Source organism: Blautia coccoides (genome assembly GCF_034355335.1).
In the GTDB taxonomy this organism is placed as follows: Bacteria; Bacillota; Clostridia; order Lachnospirales; family Lachnospiraceae; genus Blautia; species Blautia producta.
In genome coordinates this window covers 6,044,048-6,061,433 of record NZ_CP136422.1, presented here as the reverse complement: position 1 = coordinate 6,061,433, position 17,386 = coordinate 6,044,048, and the positions used below count along the sequence as shown (strand labels likewise).

The window sequence follows — 17,386 nt, the reverse complement described above, 5'->3', positions numbered from 1 at the left end:
GAGGTATGAAACGAATATTGTGTTATGGCGATTCTAATACATGGGGGCATAATCCTGAACCTGACGGGGAAAACTTCCGGTATGAAGATGATGTGAGATGGACCGGAGTTTTACAGAAGTGTCTGGAGGGAAAGGCAAAGATCATTGAGGAGGGGCTTTGTGGGCGCTCTGTCATGTTTGACGACCCCACCTCACCTGACCGAAATGGAAGAAAGTTTTTAAACTGCAGTCTGCAGAGTCATCAGCCATTGGATCTGGTGGTGCTCATGCTGGGGACAAATGATGTCCGCCATATATTTACGCCCAGTGTGAAAGAGATTGCAGCAGGTATGGTAAACCTGGTAAGAATGGCTCGTAACCGGGAGGCATACTGGGTTGGAAAAACACCCCAGGTACTGGTGATCGCGCCGCCACCGGTGCGGGATGAGATTGCAGGGTCTGATTTTTACGGTATGTATGATGAGGAATCTGTGAGGAAAAGTAAAGCTCTGTATGGAGCCTATGAGACCGCTTTAAAGGATATAGAAGGAGTATATCTAATGGATGCGGGCAGCGCTGCGGAGGTATCCGTGAAAGACTGTATCCATCTGAGCAGTAAGGGGCACAGCAATCTGGGAAAGGCAGCGGCGGAATATATTAAAAAGATACTGAAAATTTGAGTTCAGTAAAGGACAACATGGGTGATAGCAGGTGGAAAGATGGCAGAAAATTTTTTTATTGGGGTTTTTATTTCTATTGGCAGTGATAACCGTGTTCTTCCTCAGGTTTTTTCCAAAGCTGGAGAACGACAGCAGTAGAGATGAACAGACGATGATAAATCTACGGCTGTGGCATCCCTGGGAGAATGAAGGGGAGGCATATAAAAAATCGTTCCTTGAGGCAGTGGAGGAGTATAACGAGACACATGACAGGATACAGATTCAGGCAGAAGGGACAGAGATGGAACTTTACAGAGAAAAACTGCCCTCGGCCATTGCTTCCAATGATACACCGGACATTTATTTTTGTTTTGGGGACAGTTATCTGCGGGGGGCAGTCAGTTCCGGAAAGCTGTTAAAAATGAATGAATTTTTGTCAGATGACACGGGCAGCAGGCTTCATGCGGATGTATTGGAGAGTATGACTTATGAAGGCGGGATCTATGGTCTGGGATTTTCTGAAAGCATAGCTGTTTTATTTGTAAACGAGGATATGTTTGAGGCGTACGGGTGCCGGGTTCCTACAGATTGGGAAGAATTGCTGGAGGTATGCCGGGAATTTCTTGCCAGGGATATCACACCCTTTGCCTGCTCCGGTGACGCGGATACCGGATTCAGGCTCTATCTGGAGAGTATATGCGTAAGTGAGGCGGGAAGTGAAACCTGCGCAAAGGTACTCAGTCAGAAAGGAACAGAGGAGGAGACCGCCGCTTTTGCCGCCGGCGTGGATAAGTTTTGCCGGCTCCGGGATATGGGGGCTTTTGGAGAACCTTTATTTTCAAGAAGCACGCAGGATGTGGAGAATGATTTTTATCTGAGTAAGATACCTATGTACTTGGCAAAAAGCGATTTCACCGGAAATATAGTGAGGGAGAACAATCCCTTACATGGGAAGCTGTCTGCAGTCTTGTTTCCCGGCACGCACAGCCAGGGAGAGGTGCTGGGAGGGATCAGCGATATCTTTGTTGTAAATAGGGCAGCGGAATATCCAAAAGAGACAGTTCAGGCACTGGAAGAGGTACTGCAGAATTTCGCCGGGAAATTATACGAAAGCGGGGCAGGGATTCCGGTGTGGGATACAGGCGATGCAAAAGATCCAAAGGATGATGTTTATTGGCAGATAAGGAGTATTGCAAATTCTGCGCACAACCGGATGCCGTATTGGGAATTTTATCTGGACCGGCGCAGAGCTGAGATGTTCATGAAAAGTTCCGGTGAGCTTGGGGAAGGGATTATAACACAGGAGCAGTTTGTGAGAGGATTGTGTGGGGAAACAGAAGAGACGGCAGATGGATGGTGAGCATCCGTCTGCTGTTTTTTTAAATGTGTATTGCATATATTGAACGGCAATCTGCTTGATATTCTTTCTATTAATCCATTCCTTTGATATAATAAGTGATGAAACGGGAACAACCAATGGTTGAATTATCGAAAAAATCGAAAAAACAACTGACGGTTGCTTGTAAATGCACACAGATTCCAGATATGCTGTTAGTATCTTAAACAAGACGACGCGCCGTTTTATCAGATAAACCTAACCTTGTATAGTTGTGAGAATTATGATCACAACTGCAATATTAATGCTGAATAAATGTTGAGTAAAGCCAAACTGTAAAACTGTAATCAGGAAAGTTGAATGGGTGAAAATATGGATGAGAATACAAATAAGAGAACAGCAAATATCCGCCTCCCGGAATCATTTGGAGACAGAATTTCATTTTTAAGAAAGCTGAAAGAACTTACTCAGGCACAGCTTGCTGAAAAACTGGGGATCTCTGCACAGGCTGTAAGCAAATGGGAGAGCGGACTCTCCTGCCCGGATATTATGATGCTGGTTCCTCTGGCGGATATATTCGGAGTCAGCACAGATGTGCTGCTGGCCGGCGGTCAGCTTACGGGATATGGAATGTCTTCAGGCGAGGAGGCAGCAGAAGCATCTAAAGAGACACTGGGACTGGGCAGGCTGGAATGGCAGGCTGAAGTTGAATGGCAGATAAGACCGGAAGAGGGTACAAATGAAAAAGGGCAGACCGTTCCGGAGGACGTGGCAAAATCAGAAAATGGAGCCATGCCGGAGGACGTGGCAAAATCAGAAAATGGAGCCATGCCGGAGGACGTGGCAAAATCAGAGAATGGAGCCATGCCGGAGGACGTGGCAAAATCAGAGAATGGAGCCATGCCGGAGGACGTGGCAAAATCAGAGAATGAAGCCATGCCGGAGGGTGGAACAAAATCAGAAGATGGAGCCGAGCCTGAAAGTGTAGTAAAATCGGAGGATGGAGCCATACCGGAGGGTGCAGTAAAGTCAGAGGATGGAGCCGGGCCGGAGGGGAGAACAAAATCAGAGGATGCAGCCAGGTCAGATAGTGCAGCTAAATCAGAGGATGGAATCCGGCCGGAAAGTGTAGAAAGAGCAGAAGATGAAGCCGGGCAGAAGGGTAAGGCAGAAGAACATACAGGTAAAGAAGACGCGGCCGAAACACGGAGCCAGTTTGGGCAAGGCGAACAGGGGAATAAGACTGAGAGCGGATACCGGCAGAGTGATTCCGACAGGAGGAAGTGGCAGGAGGACTGGAAGAACGGTACGCTGGAAGTCAGAAAGGTTTTCCGTGAAAATAATGTGATGATCCATTCCCTTCACATTGATATCGGCATGGCAGATGCCATAATCCGCGAGGGAGATGAGTTTGCCCTTGATCTGTCCTGCTATCCCAATGGCGACTGCAGGGAAGAGGTGAGGGACGGAGTCTGGAAGATCAAAGACAGAGGGTATAAGGATTTGTTCTTACTAAGCAATATCACCAATATTTTCTCGGAGAGGAAAGTGATCATTATCATCCCCAGAGGATATCACTTTAAAGATGTGAAAATAAAACTGGGCGCAGGCAAGCTTGTGGGCAGAGGAATCCTCACAGATGCCAGCAGTCTGGACCTGGGAGCCGGTGAGATCATACTGGCTGACTACTACAGCGGTGCCGCAAAGGTGAAGTGCGGCATGGGAAAAGTTATGCTGGAAGGCCAGCTTCGGGGCAGATGTAAACTGGACTGCGGCATGGGAGAGATCGCGGCCAGCCTTGTGTCACCTTCTGAATATGGCTATAGAGTCAAGGTGGGAATGGGCGATGTCAGAGTGGGCGATAACCAGTTCGGCGGCATGGGCGGTTCTTATAAAGTGAATACAAGTGCTGAAAACTTCTTTGATATTAACTGCGGAATGGGAGCAGTAAAGGTATTGTTTGGAGAGCACAGCGAAGGATAGATAAGCTGCGGAAAAACAGCGGGAACCCCATAGATTTTAGTGGGTTCCCGCTTTGTTTTTTACTGGATCATACTTACAGGGGATTTTTTGCTATGGACTGCAGGACATTCAGCGCATCCCGGTCGTCATCTGTAAAGGAAAAATGTTCATCAATACATTTTCTGGCCAGATCAAGATCCCTGGTTTTTATGGCCTCATATAATTCATTGTGTTCCTGAACCAGAAAATCCGTGGGATAGGCATCCTCGATCACTTTGGAAACCAGTGATATATTAAGGTTATAGAGGTAGGACAGAGCATTGAGCAGAAAGATAAACATAATATTTCCCGAGGATTCAATGATCTTGGCATGAAATTGACGATCCCAGTCCGTCCGCTCTTGTGAGGTGGTACTGGCATTGTAATGTTCTATGATCTCCCCCAGTTCCCGGATCACCTCTTCATTCCCCTCCTCAATGATATTTCTGATGGATTCAGACTCAATACCTCGTCTCAATTGAATCAGATCGTCAATTTTCCCATTATTCAGAGTATACAGTAAGGAAAGGTTATTGGTGGTTCTCTCCTGTACCTTATTTACAATAAAATTTCCGCCCCCCTGGCGGCTTTCACAGATTCCTATAACTTCAAGTGCTTTCAGCGCTTCTCTTACAGAAGTACGGCTCACTCCGAAATTCTCCGACAGTTCCTTCTCTGTTGGAAGTCGTTCTCCAACTTTTAGTTTTCCGTCAATGATCATATCCTTGATCTGTTCTACAATATATTCATAATTCTTTTTGTTCCCGATAACGTCAAACATAGTATCCTCCGATTTTGTGCATCTATTACATGATTTATTAAAAAAGGCAGGCTGTTCACGCCTGTGTTTTGTATAATTGTTATAATTTTACCACAATCAATGAAAATAATAAAGCACTTATAACAAATGGGTTAATAAGTTAACAAGGGAAAATGCATAAATTCAATTGACATATGACATTTTCTGTGGTAGTTTATAACCATAATAAATTTGTATGACAATATTACAATATCATAATATGAACAATGAGAAAAGTAAATTGTTCAGAAATATCGTCAAGATAATGAATTGTAATGAATTGTAACTGCGGTTTTGCATGGTTTTTTGCCTGTGAGCATAAGGCCGCTGCACAGTTACTATGGAATACAAATAATGGTTCCCGAAAATGTAATAAATACGAAAGGAGTTAAAGCATGAACAGCAGAGTGAAACGTTATGTTGCAATTACTGCGCTGGGGCTGGTATATGGCACGATGTTTAATCTTCCATATATCAAGTATGTATTTTACGACGCGATGATCGACGGAATGGGAGTGAGCAATACGAAACTGGGTTTGCTGCTTACAGTCTATACCATTGTCAGTACAGCGGGGCTGCTTCCGGGCGGATGGATCGCCGACAGGTTTAAGACAAAAGGAATTATTGTGGGCAGCGCGTTTTTGAATGGTATCATATGTTTTTTCTTCATGTTTACAATGAAGAATTACGCGTGTGCCATGATTACTTGGATCGTATCGGCCATTGCAGGTGTTACAGCATTTTGGGCAGCTATTCTGAAGGCTGTCAGACTGATATCGCCTGAGGATGAACAGGGCAGGGCATATGGATTTTGGGAAGGTGTGTGCGGGTTGTCGGCCACCATCGGCAATTTCGTGGCACTGTATGTTTTCTCAAGGTTTGACAACTCCACATCAGCGCTTAAAGGGGCAGTGGCCAGTATGGGATTTATGTGTATCATCGGCGGTTTACTTGTATGGTGGCTCTATGATGAGAATATTACTTCCACAGATGAAAGAGGAGAAGAGAGAAAGCAGGTAAGTATTAAAGAAACATTTGCAGTATTTAAGCTGCCGAAGCTTTACCTCAGTTGTATTATCGTGTTCTGCAGTTACGGATTCTTTAGCAGCCAGTCCTTTTTGACACCTTATTTTACCAACGTTCTCGGGGCGGCAGTTACCTTCAGCGGTGTCCTGGCTATTTTCAGGAGTTATGGTCTTAAGATCCTGGGAGGTCCTGTGGGCGGTGTGATCGCTGATAAGCTTCACTCTCCGTCTAAACTGGCCATTGGGTGTTATGTGATCATGGCGGCAGCAGTGATTTATATAGCGAACGCAAAGGGCGGCAGTGAGTTGATCACAGTGCTCACAGTATTGTCTCTGATCCTGGCAACGGTATGTTTTATGGCAAGAGGTACTATGTGGGCTACCATTGGAGAGGCACAGATTCCGCCGGAGATATCGGGAACAGCTATTTCAGTGGCGTCTATTATCGGTTTTAATATACCGGATACTTTTCTGCCGCCGCTTCTGGGCAGTTGGCTGGACAAATACGGAAATACGGGATATCAGTATATATTTAATTTCCTCATTGGATTGTGTGTGGTGGGAGTGATAGCTGCACTTGCCATGGTGTTGTCAAACAGGAGATCAGCCAATAAAAAGTTAACTGTAAACCAAGGATAAAAATTTTGCCGGAAAGGAAGGATATTATGCAAAAACTGAAACTGAACGTGGAACGCTGCAAAGGATGCGGATACTGTGTCGATGCCTGTAAGCAGGGAGCCTTGTCACAGCCGGGTAAACTGAATAAAAAGGGATACAGTATTGTGGTGGCCGATGAGGAAAAATGTATACAGTGCGGAATGTGTTACCGTATGTGTCCGGACTGCGTGATTGAAATTTTGGAATAGGAGGGAAGACAATGGCAGCGGAAAAAGTCATGATGAAAGGAAATGAAGCTTTAGCGGAAGCAGCACTGCGTGCGGGCTGCAGATTTTACAGCGGATATCCCATTACGCCTCAGACAGAGATCTTGGAGTATCTGTCCTGGAGAATGGATGAAGTGGGAGGAGAGTTTGTACAGACAGAATCTGAACTGGCAGGAGTCAATATGCTCTATGGAGCGGCTTCTGCAGGAGCGAGAGTGCTTACAAGCTCTGCAGGACCGGGGTTTGCATTAAAACAGGAAGGCATCTCTTATCTGTGCGCGGCAGATCTTCCGGCTGTTCTGATCGATGTAATGAGGATCGGCAATGGTCTGGGGGATATCGCCCAGGGACAGGGGGATTACTGGCAGCTTACCAGAGGCGGAGGCAATGGCGACTACAGGACAATTGTTCTTGCGCCCAACAGTGTACAGGAGAGTGCAGACCTGATCGGTGATGCCTTTGATCTGGCAGACAAATACCTCCATCCTGTGATCATTGCATCAGATGCGGCTATCGGACAGATGATGGAGGCAGTATGCTTTCAGGAGATGAAAGAGGATAATATTGATAAATTTGACTGGTCAGTAAAAGGATGCAAGCCGGGAGACAAGCAGAGGATCATATCGAATGTATGTTTCTATGGACACCCCGATTATGAGGATTATCTCCGGAACAAGTATAAAACCATAGAAGACAATGAACAGCGGTGGGAGAGTATCCGGACAGAGGATGCTGAGATCATACTGGTGGCCTATGGAATTTCCTCAAGAGTAGCCAAGGAAGCTGTCAGAAACGGAAGAAAACAGGGATTAAAGCTGGGGCTTATCCGTCCAATCACCCTGTGGCCGTATCCTGTAAAGGCATTCCAAAACCTGTCAGAAGATTTTAAAGGATTCATCAGTGTGGAAATGAACATCCTGGGGCAGATGGTAGATGATATCAAGCTGGCTACAGACGCGAAATATCCCATAGAATTTTACGGCACGTTCTTTGATGTGCCTGAGAGTGATAAGATAATCGAAATTGCCAAAGAAATGATAGAGAGATAGGGGGTTATGTCAGTGAAATTAAAAGCACCGGAAACAGTTACCTTCAGACCAACCTCATTTTGTCCCGGCTGCGGGCATGGGATCGCGGCCAGACTAATAGGGGAGATCATAGATGAAATGGGCTTACAGCAGGATTTTATCCCCACCGTAGATGTAGCTTGCGGAGCCTTAAATATGGATACCTGGAGATTTGATACGGTTATGGCAGCCCACGGCAGGCCTGTGGTGGTTGCCATCGGCGTGAAGAAGGTCCGGAAAGATAAATTATCTGTTGCCTATATCGGTGACGGGGCTGCATATGCCATTGGTATGGCTGAGACTATGCATGCGGCGCTGCGCAATGATAATGTTGTGGTTATCGTTATGAATAACGGTGTGTTCGGCATGACTGGCGGCCAGATGGCGCCTACCACATTGATCGGACAGAAGACCACATCCTCACCAAAGGGGAGAGACCCCCAAAAGCAGGGGGAGCCGTTTGACGTAGTAAAAGCTCTTGGACAATTTGATATTGCGTATCTTGCCCGTGCATCTCTTGACAGCCCGGCAGCAGTAGTCAAGGCAAAAAAATACATAAAAAAGGCATTTGAAAAGCAGTTGAACAACGAAGGATTCTGTCTGGTTGAAATTCTGGCACCCTGTCCCACCAACTGGGGATTATCGCCGGTGGACAGCCTGAAACATATTCGTGAGAAGACCCTTTCCTACTATAAAGTAGGAGAATTCGTAGATAAGAAAGGAGAAGAAGAATGACAGAAATTATTTGTGCGGGATTTGGCGGTCAGGGTGTATTGATAACCGGAATGATTCTGGCCTACTGTGGTATGCAGGAAGGCAAATATTTTACATGGTATCCTTCTTATGGCTCCGAAATGCGAGGGGGAACTGCCAATTGTAATGTGAAGATAAGTGAGGAAGAGATTGCAAGCCCTTATGCGAAGCATTTGGATATTCTGGTTTCCATGAATGATGTGGCCATTGATAAATTTGAGCCGACTATGAAACCGGGGGCTGTCCTTGTGGCAAACAGCTCGCTTCTAGATGAGACACGGATATTCAGAGACGATATCAAGGTGGTAAAAGTACCGGCTACGGAGATCGCATCGGGTCTCGGAAATCCCAAGGGCACCAATATAGTTATGCTTGGGGCGCTCTGCAAAGAAACAGGACTGTTTGAGAAGAATTTTATGAAGCATTCCATTGATGAGTATTTTGCGAAAAAAGGGAAGGTAAATCCAAAGAATGCCCTTTGTTTTGATGCAGGAGTAAAAGCTGTGTAAATGTGTTTCACAGAAAGCAGGTGAATATATGGATCTAAATAAACTGCTGAAGGCCAGGTCCCTTGCTGTTGTAGGTGCCAGCGAGAAATCAGGATTCGGAGGGGATACCTGCAGAAACATTCTGGAGTACAGAAAAGATCTGAGCAGGGTGTATTTTGTAAACCCCGGCAGGGATACCGTGCTGGGCAGAAAATGTTATAAAAGTTTATCAGAGATTGATGATGAGATAGAGCTGGCGATCATCTGTACTCCCCAGGCAACAGTATGCGGTCTGCTCAGGGAAGCAAAAACAAAAGGCTGCGGAGGTGCTGTTGTCTTCGCCAGTGGTTACAGTGAGACAGGTGATGAGAAGGGAAAAGAGGCGGAGGAAGAGCTGAAAGCGCTGGCTAAGGAACTGGATATAGCGGTTTTGGGGCCGAATTGCGGAGGGTTCAATAATTATGTGGATGACGTGATCTCTTTTGCGTTTCCTGTGGAGAAGAGGGATAGAAAAGGAAGTATCGGATTCATTTCCCAGAGCGGTCAGTTCTGCATAAATCTTATGGACAGCGGTGATATGAGATTTTCTTACGCCATTTCTATCGGAAACGGTAAAATTGTGACACTGGAGGATTACCTGGACTTTTTGGTAGAGGATGAGAATACCACGGTCATCGCCATTTACATGGAAGGTGTGCAGGATGCAGAGCATTTTGCCGACTGTCTGAAAAGGGCTGCTGAGAAAAGAAAGCCCATCGTCATTCAAAAAGGCGGCAGAAGTGAAAAGGGGGGAAAGATTGCCGCCTCCCATACGGGAGCACTGGCAGGCTCTGACCGGGCATATGATGCTGTTTTTGATAAATTCGGAGTCATCCGGGCAGATGATATGCAGGAACTGATGTCCACAGCACTTCTTCTCTCTACATTAAAGAAACTGCCTGCCAAAGCTGCTTTTGCATCTATGAATATATCAGGCGGAGAGACGGGTATCTGTGCGGACATGGGCAGTTCTTTCGGGATTTATTACCCTGATTTTGAGGAGGAGACTCTTAAAAAGTTAAGATCCATGCTGCCATCCTTCTGTACCCCGGGCAATCCTCTGGATATGACTGCAGCCCTGTGCTATGACAGTGATTTGTATGCCGAGGGGCTGAAGACAGTCATGGATGATCCGAATATTGAGATGGTGCTTATCGGGATCACAATACAGCTTGTAGTGTCAGACCCAACTATTTACAATATATATAACGGCGTTAAAAAAGTAGTGGAGCAGGGGTATACAAAGCCCATAGCGATCCTGCCGTTTATTGAGGGTACACGAAATCAGGACGTGGCAGAAAAATTCAGAGAGATAGGAGTACCTATCCTTCCAAGTCCCAAGTATGCGTTCTCAGCGCTCAGCCATCTCTCAAAATATATTGCATATGACTGTACAAAAAGAGAGCTGTCATTGGCTGTACCCCATAAAAAAGCAGGGGGGCGCAAAAAGGCTCTGAGTGAAGTAAAAAGCAAACGGATGCTGAAAGAGAGCGGAATTCCATTGGAATTGGGTGTCATAGTCACAAGCAGAGAGGAAGTTTTTGCTCAGGCAGAAAATGTCACATTCCCTGTAGTCATGAAAATCGAATCTGATGACATTCTGCATAAATCCGACGTGGGCGGTGTTGTCCTGAACATAAGAGATGAGAAGGAAGCAGTCAGTGCCTATGAGACGATTCTGGAAAATGTAAAAAACAGGGCGCCCGATGCAAAAATAAATGGCGTGCTTATGCAGAATATGATGCCCCAGGGAACGGAACTGATTCTGGGGGTAAAAAGGGATGCACAATTTGGTCCTATGCTTTTGGCAGGACTTGGCGGTGTCTTTGTAGAGGTGTTCGGAGACAGCTCCCTGTATCCCATTCCCTTGAACAAAGAGGAGGCACGCCGGATGCTGGAGGCACTGAAATCCTATAAAATGCTGAAAGGCTGCAGGGGTACAAAGGCCAGGGATATTGATGCAGTTGTGGAGATGATGGTTTCCGTATCTGATTTTGCCGAAGCTCATAAAGATGAGTTATGCGAGCTGGATATCAATCCGCTGTTTGTTTATGAAGAAGGGCAGGGAACAGGCGTTGCAGACGCTTTAGTGGTTTTAGAGGAGTGAATCCCGCTGTGGATGGAGGTGTAGTCCTTGAAGGGAATAGATATCTGTTTTGTGGTACTTTATATGGTGATGATGTTGGGCATTGGTATCTATACGTCACGGAAACAGAGCAGTATGGAGACATATTATGTGGCGGGCAGACAACTGGGCACATTATCTATTGCCTGTCTGTGGATTTCCTGCTGGATTGGCGGAGCTTCTGTGATCGGCACCTCCACCAAAGCATACGATATGGGAATCACTGCCATATGGTATGTAGGGATTTTGGCAGTCGGATGTGGGTTGTTTTCTCTTATTTTTTCAAAAAAGGTAAAAAAGATAGGAGATCATCTGGAGAATCTTACATACCCGGATTTCATTGAGAGCCGGTATGATCACAGATGCAGGTTTATCTCTACCATATGTACGCTGATCGGTATGATCGGGGTCACTGCCTCCCAGTTGGTGGCAAGCGGTGTGATATTAAACACCATCACCGGGTGGGGAAGCGGTATATCCTTTACAGTTGCGGCAATCGTATTAATTCTTTATACGGCACTGGGAGGGTATCTGGCAGTCACTTACACAGACTGGGTGCAGGTAGGGCTTTTACTGATCGGGGTGATCATCGCGGTTCCCTTTGCCACCAAAGCTATCGGCGGTGTGGATGCCATTAGGGTTCTGCCTGACAGTTATTTTGACGTGGGAGCCTGGGGATGGCCCACTATTATAGCGTTTGCGCTGTCCACACTTCTGTCCTTTTTTACTACAATGGACAGCTATACCAGATGTATGGCGGCAAAGGACGCGCGGACAGCTAAAAAAGGCGGGCTTATCGCAGCCCTCTGTATACTGCCCATCGCGCTGTGCGCCACGTATGAAGGACTGGCGGCAAAGGTCTTGATACCGGATCTTCCGAAGGGAAGTAACTCTCTGATACAGCTAATCCTCATGACATTTCCAAGCGGTATAAAAGGGCTGGTCATCACAGGTATTTTTGCAGCGATCATGTCCTCCGCGGATATTGCTATTTTAACGGCATCAGCCAATGTGACAAGGGATATTTATCAGAGATATATCAATCCTAAGGCAAAGGACAGGACCATTGTACGTCTGGGGACAGTCAGCTCCCTTTTTATAGGGGGAATCAGTCTTTTGTTTGCCTGGCTCAATCCGGATATTATGGATATTCTCCTTATCACCTTTACCTTCCTGTCCGCAGGGCTTTTTATCCCTACATTTTTTGGATTCTTTTGGCGAAGGGCAAGTATAAAGGCAGCATTTTACAGCATGACGTTGTCCATGATAACGGTTATTTTTTGGTATATCGGGCAATACCAGGGCTGGGGTGCTGTGTTCCGCATTGACGCTTTATGGCCGGGACTTCTGGTGTCGGCACTTGTATTCTTCTCCCTGTCCCTATTGAGAGAGCAGAGTCAGGAGGAGAAAGAAAAAATCAACCATTTTTTATCATAGAAAGGCGGAGAGACTATGAAAATTATCATTGCAGAATATCCGGAATCAGCGGATCGTGATCTGAGTATAGAAAAATCGGTATTCCCGGAGGATGCAGAACTGGTACTTGCTGTTTATACAAAAGAGACAGAAGATGAATTTATAGAAAAGTGCCGGGACGCGGACGCGATCCTGGTGGGATATGTGGGGATCAACAGGAGGATCATTGACGGTCTGCAAAAGTGTAAAGTCATATCCATACAGGCAACCGGCTGGAACTATGTGGACATAGAGTATGCCAGAGAAAAGGGGATCGCTGTCTGCGCAATAGGGGAATACTGTACGCAGGAAGTTGCGGACCATACAATTTTGCTGACCCTTGCTCTTCTTAAAGGACTGAAGACATATGAGAGAAGTGTAGAGAAAGACAAGGCATGGATCTATAATGCAAAACCCGGTTTAAAGAGAATAGAAGGACTGAATTTCGGCATTGCGGGATTTGGGAAGATTGGGAAAGCGGTGGCAAAAAGGGCTAAAAGCTTTGGCATGAACATTCTGGCTTATGATCCCTATATTCCGGATGATGTGATCCGGCAGTTGGGAGCAGAACCCGTATCAATGGACGGGCTTCTGGAAGAAAGCGATGTGATCACAATCCATATGAACCTCACCGCTGAAAACCAGGGGATGTTTGATCTGGAAAAATTTAAAAAGATGAAAAGATGTCCCATCTTACTGAATGTGGCCAGAGGAGGCGCTGTCAATGAACAGGATCTGGTATATGCTCTGGATCACAATATGGTGAGCGGAGCCGGGCTGGATGTGCTTTCCTCCGAAACGCCGGATATGAGTACAAACCCGCTGGTGGGCAGGGAGAATGTGATCATCACACCTCACAGTGCGTTTTATTCTACAACTACGGAATATCTGCTTTACAAAATACCTGCGGAGAATGTGCTTCGCTGTCTAGAAGGGAAATATAAGGATGCGAACCGGGTAGTGAACGGAGTGGGATTAGGATGAAAGATTGAGGTATAAAAAAAGAGTGAGAGAGGGCTTATCCTTAAACAAATTAAGGATAGGTCCTTTTTCAGCTATTAAAAAGAATGGAAAATTTTGGAATATGACAATATTCGACATAATTATTGAGAATAATTTGTAAATTATAAGGATTATATGGTATGATAATTGAAAAAATAAAGAATATGGAAAAACTGTACTTTTTATATGGAATCGTCTGAAAGCCGGATGTTCATACCTTTTGACGTTATGGGGGAGATACACGTGTTAAAAACAATAAAAGGAAAACTGATCGCTTATTTTTCTTTTGCTTTTTTATCTGTCATCATTATAATTTGTGGTTATTATTACTATACCAATTATAATTTTCAGGAAAGTCAGATTATTCAGAATGTTAGCTCGAACATTGATTATATACAGAGTAACATGAACAGGATGCTTATGCGCTGTGAAGAATTTTCGGATAAAATATATTTTGACAACAAGATTACAAAGGTTCTGACCAGGCAGTATGTTTCCACAAAAGATTATTATAATCTGGACGGGGATTTGGTGGATGCAATTGGGGATATCTCACTTTATCTAGATAACGATATTATTTCCCGGTATATACGAGGGATTGTGATCAAAGGAAATAATGGAAATGTAATAAAATATGGGGAAGATGCGGATTACATAAATATAAACGAGCTTACGGAGATGGATTGGTTCAAAAAAGATAAGTACAATAATTTTGTTGAATGGGAGTCCATGATACATAATGATTCGCCGGTAAGTCAGGTTAAGTATCAGATTCCATTTGTACGGCAGCTTATTTCCACATATACCGGTAAAAATGTAGGCTGGCTCTTTGTATCCATATCACCATCGATCATAAAGGATGTGGTGAAGGATTATGAGTTGTCCAGCGATGATATTTTGATCATCTGTGATAAAGATAAAAATTGTATTTACAGCAGTAAGCCTGAATTGTTCGGAACAGATATCTCGGATATGGTATCTGTCTGGGACGATGATAAGGCCATAAGCTATGATGACCAAAAATGGTTTGCGGTAAAAGATTATTCGGATTATTCAGGACTGGAGATTATTCAGTTGATCAATTATAAAGTCTTCCAAAGTCAGAGCGATATATTGAAAAAATCAACTCTAATGGTAATTTTGATCATGCTGGTGGTTATTTTTTCACTGACAAGTCTGCTCTCGAATAGCCTGACTAAACCCATTTCAAATATAACAAAACGAATGAAGTTAATATCAAAAGGTGATTTTTCCGTTGATAAAACCTTAGAGGGCGATGATGAGATCGGAACTTTAGGCAAAGGGATCAATATGCTATCACAGAGTGTGGATTCGCTTATGGAACAGATTCGGAAAGAGGAGGCAATGAAGAAAGAGCTGGAATATAAAACCCTTCAAAGCCAGATCAATCCTCATTTTGTATATAATGTACTGAATTCCATAAAAATCATGGCACAGCTCCAAGCGGCAGACAGTATATATATTATGGTGGAAAGCTTTGGTGAACTGTTAAAGGAAGTCAGCAAAGGCGTAGATGATAAAATTACAATAGAGAAAGAATTTGAACTGCTCGAACGCTATGTCTATCTTCAAAAGATAAGAAAAAAGGGATTGATCAGAACAGAGTATGACATTGAACCGGGATGTGAAAACAGCCTAATCATAAAATTTTTGCTGCAGCCCCTTGTAGAAAACGCGATTTTACACGGATTTGAAGGAAAAAGAGGGATGGAACTTATTCATATCAGCGCCCGGCGCAGGGGAGATAATCTTCAGATCCTTATTCGGGACAATGGGATAGGAATGACCGAGGAAGAAATCAGACAGTTATTTGAATGCAACAACGAGAATCAAGTACATTATAATAAAATAGGTGTTAAGAACATCCAGGAAAGAATACAGATTTTGTATGGTCCGCAGTATGGTCTTTCTTATGAGAGTGAGTTAAATAAATATACATTAGTAAGTGTATTGCTGCCATTTGAAGTCAAAAGAGGTGAAGACAATGTTTAAAGTGGTTTTTATTGATGATGAAACCCTGGTAAAGCTGGGGCTTCGGTCTATGCTCAACTGGGAAGATGAAGGGTTTCAAATTGAGGGCGATGCTTCCACCGGAAGTGAAGGATTGTCCCTGATAACGGAAACAAAGCCTGATCTGGTGATAACAGATATTATTATGCCGGATATGGACGGAATAGAGATGATGCAGAAAGTGAAGGAAAATCATCTGGATCCCATTTTTGTTGTGCTGAGCAGCTATGACCAGTTTGAGCTTGTAAAGAAAGCCATGAAGCTTGGGGCTAAGGATTATCTTCTGAAATTAAAACTAAACAGAGAAATACTTCTGGACATGCTGGAAACCGTTAAACAGGAACTCAAGAATAAAGGAAAAACAGACTGGAAGAATGAACCCTCCGTCTGGCAGACAGAGGAGCTACGGAAAGCCTTTTTAAAAAAGGCACTTCTGGGGGAATCCCTGTTAATGGAACAGAGTGATTTTGACCTGGGATGGAAAAATAAACCCGTGCGTATTGTGTACATAGTATCAAATGTTCATCATTTGATCAGCACCAAGGAAGAGACGGAGAAGAAGATTTATCTGGAGACTATATGTAAACTGATCAAGGATATCAGCAGAGAATTTTTTGATTCCTACTGTACGCAGTGGGAGAAAGGGGAGTTTTTGATCTTTCTCTCTGAGGAGGGGGCGGAGGATGTAAACAGTGATCTGAATTTTATGTCGGAGGCAATTATTGATATGCTCATGCAGTACAGCAATATTCAGGCGTCTATAGGGATCAGCGGAAGTGTTACAGGGTATGAAAATTTTAAGGGAGCATATCTGCAGGCAAAATCCATAAAAAATATCCTGGCAAGAGATGGCTATGGCAAAGTGGTCTCTTTTGAGGATACTATGGAGACAGATACATTGAAAACAGGAGAGATAGCAAATAACTTTTTTAGTGCGGAAAAGCTTGCGTGTATCTGTGAAACTTTGAATCTGGACGAGTTGGAACAGTCTACAAAAAGAATTGTAGAGGAGATAAGAGGGAAACATGTTAAACTAGACAGTGCCGCCTTTCTGTGTACAAGATTTATGTGTCTTATGGAGGAGTATCTGAAACAGAACTGGCAAAATAGTTTCAGCGGCGGTAATCTGAATGATTTGATGAAGAAACTATATCACTCGGATACTATTGCGGAAATTATCGAAGTGTTTAACAACTATACTTCAAACATCAGACAATTTTTTTCAGAACAGGGAGATAACGAACAGGAGAGGATCGTACGGGAGGCAAAAAAATATATCCGGGAACATGTGTATGATAATATCAGTTTGAAAGAACTGGCCCAAGTGTTGTTTATCAGTTCTGGTTATCTGAGCACCACATTTTCCAAATATGAACCCATAGGCGTAGCCAACTATATCAATAAGGTGAAAATTGCAGAGGCGCAGCAGTTGTTAATGAAACAGCGTCTTAAGATATATGAGGTGGCCTTTAAGCTGGGGTACGAGAATGCCGGTTATTTTGCCAAGGTATTTAAGAAATATACAGGATGTACACCAAAAGAATATATGGAAAGAAAATAATTCCTATTTCCTGAAAATATTTCTAGAACTCTGAATGAAGATGGGTAAATAGCATATAAAATATTATTATTTCATAAAAATAGTGTACAAAATAACAAGAGGGTCGCTTTTGCCGGCCCTCTTGTTTTGTTATACTTGTCTCATGAAATTCAAACATTCAATTTTATAAGAAAGGACGGAAG

14 protein-coding genes are annotated in these 17,386 nt (G+C 44.1%); 13 read left to right on the top strand and 1 reads right to left on the bottom strand.

The window, feature by feature from the left end:
* Positions 1 to 5: 5 nt before the first annotated feature.
* The 3 genes from BLCOC_RS27150 (at position 6) to BLCOC_RS27140 (ending at position 3,957) form a co-directional block, all read left to right on the top strand.
* Positions 6 to 659 carry a GDSL-type esterase/lipase family protein gene (locus BLCOC_RS27150; protein WP_115623962.1) on the top strand — a complete coding sequence of 218 codons (654 nt, stop codon included), beginning with the start codon at positions 6 to 8 and terminating at the stop codon, positions 657 to 659.
* 31 nt (positions 660 to 690) lie between these two features.
* Positions 691 to 1,998 (top strand): ABC transporter substrate-binding protein, encoded by a 1,308-nt coding sequence (locus BLCOC_RS27145; RefSeq protein ID WP_131918339.1) that lies wholly within the window; start codon positions 691 to 693, stop codon positions 1,996 to 1,998.
* 336 nt (positions 1,999 to 2,334) lie between these two features.
* Positions 2,335 to 3,957, top strand: a complete 1,623-nt coding sequence (locus tag BLCOC_RS27140) for a helix-turn-helix domain-containing protein (protein ID WP_242999013.1) — start codon at positions 2,335 to 2,337, stop codon at positions 3,955 to 3,957.
* A 73-nt stretch (positions 3,958 to 4,030) separates the two neighbouring features.
* Here the strand turns inward: BLCOC_RS27140 and BLCOC_RS27135 are convergent, their stop codons facing one another.
* Complete coding sequence (locus tag BLCOC_RS27135) at positions 4,031 to 4,756, bottom strand: FadR/GntR family transcriptional regulator (RefSeq protein WP_029471036.1); 726 nt, start codon at positions 4,754 to 4,756, stop codon at positions 4,031 to 4,033.
* Positions 4,757 to 5,169: 413 nt separating this feature from the next.
* Between BLCOC_RS27135 and BLCOC_RS27130 the strand changes: the two genes are divergently transcribed.
* The 10 genes from BLCOC_RS27130 (at position 5,170) to BLCOC_RS27085 (ending at position 17,204) form a co-directional block, all read left to right on the top strand.
* Positions 5,170 to 6,438, top strand: a complete 1,269-nt coding sequence (locus BLCOC_RS27130) for an MFS transporter (RefSeq protein ID WP_115623960.1) — start codon at positions 5,170 to 5,172, stop codon at positions 6,436 to 6,438.
* Positions 6,439 to 6,464: 26 nt separating this feature from the next.
* On the top strand, positions 6,465 to 6,665 hold the full coding sequence (locus BLCOC_RS27125; RefSeq protein ID WP_018594778.1) for a 4Fe-4S binding protein: 201 nt from the start codon (positions 6,465 to 6,467) through the stop codon (positions 6,663 to 6,665).
* 11 nt (positions 6,666 to 6,676) lie between these two features.
* A complete protein-coding gene (gene vorB / locus BLCOC_RS27120) occupies positions 6,677 to 7,732 on the top strand; it encodes a 3-methyl-2-oxobutanoate dehydrogenase subunit VorB (protein WP_115623959.1) in 1,056 nt (351 codons plus the stop codon).
* A gap of 6 nt (positions 7,733 to 7,738) precedes the next feature.
* The gene (locus BLCOC_RS27115; RefSeq protein WP_081732787.1) at positions 7,739 to 8,485 is read left to right on the top strand and encodes a thiamine pyrophosphate-dependent enzyme; all 747 of its coding nucleotides are present in this window, start codon (positions 7,739 to 7,741) and stop codon (positions 8,483 to 8,485) included.
* A complete protein-coding gene (locus BLCOC_RS27110; RefSeq protein ID WP_029471039.1) occupies positions 8,482 to 9,012 on the top strand; it encodes a 2-oxoacid:acceptor oxidoreductase family protein in 531 nt (176 codons plus the stop codon). Before BLCOC_RS27115 ends, BLCOC_RS27110 begins: the two co-directional genes overlap by 4 nt.
* A 28-nt stretch (positions 9,013 to 9,040) precedes the next feature.
* Positions 9,041 to 11,137, top strand: a complete 2,097-nt coding sequence (locus BLCOC_RS27105; RefSeq protein ID WP_115623958.1) for an acetate--CoA ligase family protein — start codon at positions 9,041 to 9,043, stop codon at positions 11,135 to 11,137.
* A gap of 27 nt (positions 11,138 to 11,164) precedes the next feature.
* On the top strand, positions 11,165 to 12,592 hold the full coding sequence (locus tag BLCOC_RS27100) for a sodium:solute symporter family protein (protein WP_029471041.1): 1,428 nt from the start codon (positions 11,165 to 11,167) through the stop codon (positions 12,590 to 12,592).
* 15 nt (positions 12,593 to 12,607) lie between these two features.
* Positions 12,608 to 13,594, top strand: a complete 987-nt coding sequence (locus BLCOC_RS27095; RefSeq protein WP_115623957.1) for a C-terminal binding protein — start codon at positions 12,608 to 12,610, stop codon at positions 13,592 to 13,594.
* 261 nt (positions 13,595 to 13,855) lie between these two features.
* Positions 13,856 to 15,625 carry a sensor histidine kinase gene (locus BLCOC_RS27090; RefSeq protein WP_029471043.1) on the top strand — a complete coding sequence of 590 codons (1,770 nt, stop codon included), beginning with the start codon at positions 13,856 to 13,858 and terminating at the stop codon, positions 15,623 to 15,625.
* Positions 15,618 to 17,204, top strand: a complete 1,587-nt coding sequence (locus tag BLCOC_RS27085) for a response regulator transcription factor (RefSeq protein ID WP_029471044.1) — start codon at positions 15,618 to 15,620, stop codon at positions 17,202 to 17,204. Before BLCOC_RS27090 ends, BLCOC_RS27085 begins: the two co-directional genes overlap by 8 nt.
* Positions 17,205 to 17,386 lie beyond the last annotated feature (182 nt).